The sequence below is a fragment of the Alicyclobacillus hesperidum subsp. aegles genome, from assembly GCF_027923525.1.
Taxonomy (GTDB): Bacteria; Bacillota; Bacilli; order Alicyclobacillales; family Alicyclobacillaceae; genus Alicyclobacillus; species Alicyclobacillus aegles.
This window is the reverse complement of record NZ_BSBJ01000026.1, coordinates 1-597: the sequence shown is the minus strand read 5'-3', so window position 1 is coordinate 597 and position 597 is coordinate 1. Positions and strand designations below refer to the sequence as shown.

At 56.3% G+C, this 597-nt stretch carries 1 rRNA gene; it reads right to left on the bottom strand.

Annotation, left to right across the window (positions count from 1 at the left end):
• A 23S ribosomal RNA gene (locus QMF38_RS09520) occupies positions 1-597 on the bottom strand; the annotation flags it as partial.

The following is a 597-nucleotide window of genomic DNA, read 5'->3' as shown; positions in this document are numbered from 1 at the left end:
CTCTGCTTCTCCGCCAGTGGAACGCTCCCCTACCATGTCTCCATCCATAGCTTCGGTGTCCGGTTTAGCCCCGTTACATTTTCCGCGCAGCGCCACTCGACCAGTGAGCTATTACGCACTCTTTCAATGGTGGCTGCTTCTAAGCCAACATCCTGGTTGTCTGTGCAACGCCACATCGTTCCCCACTGAACCGGTACTTTGGGACCTTAGCTGTTGGTCTGGGCTGTTTCCCTCTTGACCACGGGTCTTATCACTCGTAGTCTGACTGCCAGGTTCTTCGACATTGTGGCATTCGCAGTTTGACTGAGCTTGGTAACCCTCGCGGGCCCCGCACCCAATCAGTGCTCTACCTCCACAACTCATCCCCTGACGCTAGCCCTCAAGCTATTTCGGGGAGAACCAGCTATCTCCGGGTTCGATTGGAATTTCTCCCCTACCCCCAGTTCATCCCCTGGCTTTTCAACGCCAGTGGGTTCGGGCCTCCATGCGGTGTTACCCGCACTTCACCCTGACCAGGGGTAGATCACCCGGTTTCGGGTCGATGACAACAAACTCATTCGCCCTCTTCAGACTCGCTTTCGCTTCGGCTTCGGCTCC